Genomic DNA, 5,270 nt, shown 5'->3' with positions numbered 1-5,270 from the left:
ATAGTAATAAAGTAACAAGATAATAAGTAAACAATATATATAAAATAAGCAAAAGGTTTGTTGCTTAGTAAATTGCTTGTTATTATTAATGTAGCGAAATTTTAGGAGGATGATTATTTATGGCTTTTGAATTACCAAATTTACCATATGCAGCAGATGCATTAGAACCACACATTGATAAAGAAACTATGGAAATCCATCATGACAAACATCACAATACTTATGTGACAAAATTAAACTCTGCAGTTGAGGGTACTGACTTAGAATCTAAATCTATCGAAGAAATCGTTGCTAATTTAGATAGCGTACCTGAAGACATTCAAACAGCTGTACGTAATAATGGTGGCGGACACTTAAACCACTCATTATTCTGGGAATTATTAACTCCTAATTCTGAAGAAAAAGGTACTGTAGTTGATAAAATTAAAGAACAATGGGGTTCTTTAGATGAATTCAAAAAAGAATTCGCTGACAAAGCTGCAGCACGCTTCGGTTCAGGTTGGGCATGGTTAGTAGTAAACAACGGTCAATTAGAAATCGTTACTACTCCAAACCAAGATAACCCATTAACAGAAGGTAAAACACCTATCCTTGGTTTAGATGTTTGGGAACATGCTTACTACTTAAAATATCAAAATAAACGTCCAGATTACATCAGTGCTTTCTGGAACGTAGTTAACTGGGAAAAAGTAGACGAATTATATAACGCTGCTAAATAAGTTAATGAATAAACGTTTATTTCGGTGGTCTCTTTGATAGAGACCACTATTTTTTTGATATAATAATGGTAATATATATAAAATTCATATATCATTTATAGGTAAACATGTTTAATAATTGAGGTAGGTTATCTTGCTTAAAAGGTTAAAAGAAAAAACAAATGATGAGAAAATAAAACATACAATGAATAAGCGTATCAATTTTATTTTCGGTGCAATCGTATTAATATTTGCAATTATTGTATTGCGGTTAGGGTATTTACAAATTGCTCAAGGCTCTCATTACAAGCAATTAGTTAAAAACGATGAAAATATTACTGTAAACGAATCAGTGCCGAGAGGTAGAATACTTGATCGAAATGGTAAAGTCTTAGTCGATAATGCTTCAAAACTTGCAATTACATACACACGTTCAAGAAAAACGAGTCAACAAGATATGTTAGATACAGCTGAAAAGCTTTCTAAATTGATAACAATGAAGACGAATAAAATAACTGAACGTGATAAACAAGATTTTTGGATTCAGAAACATCCAGAACAAGTAGAACATATGATGAAAAAAGAGCAATCCATGCTTAATGATGGAAGTATTAGTCAAGACCAATATGACAAACAACTTTATTCTAAAATTTGCGATAAACAGTTAAATTCTCTAAGTAAAAAGGATTTACAAGTCTTAGCGATTTATAGAGAAATGTCAGTAGGTTCAACGCTAGATCCAGAAACCATTAAAAATGAAGACGTCAGTGAAAAAGAATATGCAGCTGTATCACAACAATTAGATAAACTTCCTGGCGTAAACACTTCAATGGATTGGGATCGCCGTTATCCATATGGCGATACACTTCGTAGTATATTTGGTAGTGTATCAACCCCAGCAGAAGGTATTCCTAAAGAATTAACTGAACAATATCTGGCTAAAGGTTACTCAAGAAATGATAGAGTAGGTAAATCATATCTAGAATATCAATATGAAGATATATTACGTGGTAAAAAGAAACAAATGAAATATACTACCGATAAATCTGGTAAAGTCATTAATTCAGAGGTGATTAACAAAGGGTCACGAGGTGATGATTTACAATTAACTATTGATATTGATTTACAGAAAAAGGTTGAATCATTACTAGAAAATGAAATTAAAACGCTACGCAGTCAAGGTGCTACAAACATGGATAATGCACTAATAGTAGTTCAAAATCCTAAAAATGGCGATATCCTCGCAATGGCTGGAAGACAAATCAGTAAAGATGGTAAATTAACGGATTACGATTTAGGTAACTTCACAGGACAATTTGCTGTTGGTTCTTCTGTCAAAGGTGGTACATTATTAACTGGCTATCAAAATAAAGCAATTAAAGTTGGCGAAGAAATGATTGATGAACCATTACATTTCCGCGGTGGCTTAACAAAACGATCTTACTTTAACCAAAACGGTAAAGTTAGAATTAACGATGAAGAAGCGTTAATGCATTCATCTAACGTTTATATGTTTAAAACTGCTTTAAAATTAGCAGGAGACCCATACTATAGCGGTATGAATTTACCAACAGATATCAAAGAGGCAGGCCAAAAATTAAGAAAAGGATTAAATCAAGTAGGATTAGGTGTTAAAACAGGTATTGATTTACCTAATGAAACGATTGGACAAATTGAGCCATTAACAAATAATCCTGGTAACTATCTTGATTTATCTATTGGTCAATATGACACTTACACACCGCTTCAATTGTCACAATATATCTCTACAATTGCTAATAATGGTTACAGAATTCAACCTCATATAGGATTAGCGGTTCATAACGCTACAAATAGTGATGATGTGGGGCCAGTAAAAGAGAAAATAAAAGGAAATGTATTAAATAAAGTCAATAATTCTCAAGATGAAATTGATGAAGTGAAAAAAGGATTCGAGATGGCCTTTAATAAAGTAGACGGTACAGGTTATGCTAGCTTCCATAAAACAGAAGTGCCATCTGCAGGTAAAACGGGAACAGCCGAAGTATTCCAAAATGGTGAATCACGTGTTAACTCAACTTATATAGGTTATGCACCAATTAAAAACCCTAAATTAGCTTTTTCAATTGTATATACGAACCAACCAGTTCCGCCACCATGGTTAAACGGTGGAGACTTAGGCCGTGACGTAATTAATTATTATTTTAAAAATGAAAAATAATCTTTAATTACACATTATTAGAATTGATAGGCGTTACTAAAATTAATACTTTTCAATTTTTATTCTAAGTGGTATGATAATAAAGTCATATTTAGAAAAGGTAAGGAGGAATTAACATGCGCGTAAACGTAACATTAGCTTGTACTGAATGTGGTGACAGAAACTACATTTCAACTAAAAATAAAAGAAACAATCCAGAACGTATTGAAATGAAAAAATATTGTTCACGTGATAACAAACACACTTTACACCGTGAAACAAAATAATAAAACGATTGATAAGGCTGAAATTATTTTCAGCCTATTTTTTTATATTAAAGTATTCTATATCTAACGTTAGATGTTTGATAATATCCCTTTTTCCGTTGCATCTAAATGACATCATCTTTTAATAACGTTATAATATATTTAGATATAAAGGTGGTGTAAGGGAATGAATAAAAAGACTATCCGCAAAGATATTCTTACAAAAATGAAGGCGTTTGATTCTTCTAACAAAGAAGATGCTGATAATTGGTTGAAAGAACACTTACTGAATCATGAGTGGTACAAAAATGCTCATCGAATCGCTATGGTACTTTCAATGCCTCATGAAGTAGATACATATAAAATCATCCAAACTGCATTAAATGATGACAAAAAAGTATTTGTTCCTAATACTAATTACAAAACGCGTGAAATGAATTTTAAAGAAATTATCGACTTAGATTCTATTGTGGAAGATGAAAAAGGTATTAATTCAGTTGAGGGTGACACTGAAATTACAAATGAATTAGACTTAATTATCGTTCCAGGTGTAGCTTTTCGTAAAGATGGTTTTAGAATCGGCTACGGTGGAGGCTACTTTGATCGATTTCTTAGCAAATCAAACGCAAATACGATTAGTTTAATTTATGATTTTCAAATTACGGATTTTGAAATTGAAAATCACGATCAACCTGTAAATGAATTAATAATTTATAAAACTTGATGGTGGAGAAATTAATGGATAATGAGAAACAATTTTGGAAATCAATATATTATTGGATTCGTTATTTTGACTATCATCTAATAAATATTGAAAAAAATGAAAATGAGGTATGGCTTGCTAATAAAAATCAAAGAAAAATAGCTATTTTTCGTAAAGACGTTACCTCTACACAGGAAATTCGATTTGATAAATCTAAAATTTATGATAATAGTAGTAGTATCAATGAGGAATTAAGTTTCGAACCTAAAGCATTTGAATTCATATATTTTACCGATAAAGATTTAAATATGCGCGAGTTTAAAGAGACGCATCCTTTTAAGATGGATTTTCATTTAATCAATGAAATGAAAGATTTAGAAAGATTGATGCCAAATTTAATGTTGTCTAAGCTTATTTCTCGAAATAATAAAACATCGGCGTTTCAATATAAAAAACGTGTTTTGAGACAAAATCCAATTGATAAATACATGATGACATTCACGCCTATGACCTATCTTCTAATCGCCATTAATGTGTTAATTTGGCTCATTATGATTTTATATTTAAATCATTTTTCTGACGTTAAATTGCTAGATGTCGGTGGGTTGGTCCATTTCAATGTAGTTCATGGCGAATGGTATCGTCTTATTACCTCGATGTTCTTACATTTTAATTTCGAACATATATTGATGAATATGTTGTCGTTATTTATTTTTGGTAAAATTGTAGAATCCATTGTAGGTCCATTAAAGATGTTAGGTATCTACATGATTTCAGGATTACTTGGTAACTTTATTTCACTATCTTTTAATGTTCATACAATATCGGTAGGGGCTAGTGGTGCCATCTTTGGTCTCATAGGCGCTATTTTTGCCATGATGATTATCAGTAAAACTTTTGATAAAAAAGTGATTGGGCAAATGTTAATTGCATTACTCATAATGGTAGTATTATCTTTATTCATGTCCAATGTAAATATAATGGCGCACCTAGGAGGGTTTGTAGGCGGAATATTAATCACTCTTGTTGGTTATTATTTTACTGTAAATCGTAATTTGTTTTGGATATTTTTAATTTTACTCCTAGTTATTTTTGTAGCCCTACAGATTAGAATTTTCGCAATTAAAGAGCAAAACATCTATGATAAATTAATTCAAGATGCGATGTTAAAATATGATTATAAAGAAGCAAGTCATTTAGTAGATCATACTATTAACAAAGGCTATGATGATGCCGAAACTTATTATTTAAAAGGCTTAATTACAGCGACTACTAGCTCAAGAGCTGAAGGAATGGCTGACTGGGAAAGAGGCTTAAAAAAATATCCTAATTCTGGTTTATTAAATTATGAATTAGCTATTGCAAATAGAGCGTTAAATGATAATGAAAAAGCCTTAAGTTATGCTAAAAAAGCAGTAAAAAAT

General features: G+C 31.1%; 5 protein-coding genes. All 5 read left to right on the top strand.

The window, feature by feature from the left end; all coding sequences use genetic code 11:
- Window positions 1–119: 119 nt before the first annotated feature.
- Complete coding sequence (locus CD128_RS09700) at window positions 120–719, top strand: superoxide dismutase (RefSeq protein ID WP_103298554.1); 600 nt, start codon at window positions 120–122, stop codon at window positions 717–719.
- Window positions 720–852: 133 nt separating this feature from the next.
- Window positions 853–2,898, top strand: coding sequence for a peptidoglycan D,D-transpeptidase FtsI family protein (locus tag CD128_RS09695; RefSeq protein ID WP_103329719.1), 2,046 nt, complete (start codon window positions 853–855; stop codon window positions 2,896–2,898).
- 116 nt (window positions 2,899–3,014) lie between these two features.
- Complete coding sequence (gene rpmG / locus CD128_RS09690) at window positions 3,015–3,164, top strand: 50S ribosomal protein L33 (protein WP_103298552.1); 150 nt, start codon at window positions 3,015–3,017, stop codon at window positions 3,162–3,164.
- A gap of 166 nt (window positions 3,165–3,330) precedes the next feature.
- Entirely contained in the window at window positions 3,331–3,867 is a 537-nt protein-coding gene (locus CD128_RS09685; protein WP_103329718.1) for a 5-formyltetrahydrofolate cyclo-ligase, read from the top strand.
- 14 nt (window positions 3,868–3,881) lie between these two features.
- The coding region (locus CD128_RS09680; RefSeq protein ID WP_103329717.1) for a rhomboid family protein at window positions 3,882–5,270 on the top strand (1,389 nt) is incomplete at its 3' end.

The organism is Staphylococcus croceilyticus (assembly GCF_002902575.1).
Taxonomy (GTDB): Bacteria; Bacillota; Bacilli; order Staphylococcales; family Staphylococcaceae; genus Staphylococcus; species Staphylococcus croceilyticus.
This window is presented reverse-complemented; position numbering and strand designations above follow the sequence as displayed.

What these genes read in the sequence shown, in the direction of transcription:
- CD128_RS09700 (WP_103298554.1), top strand. Translation starts at nt 120, where the DNA reads ATGGCTTTTGAATTACCAAATTTACCATATGCAGCAGATGCATTAGAA.
- CD128_RS09685 (WP_103329718.1), top strand. Translation starts at nt 3,331, where the DNA reads ATGAATAAAAAGACTATCCGCAAAGATATTCTTACAAAAATGAAGGCG.
- rpmG (WP_103298552.1), top strand. Translation starts at nt 3,015, where the DNA reads ATGCGCGTAAACGTAACATTAGCTTGTACTGAATGTGGTGACAGAAAC.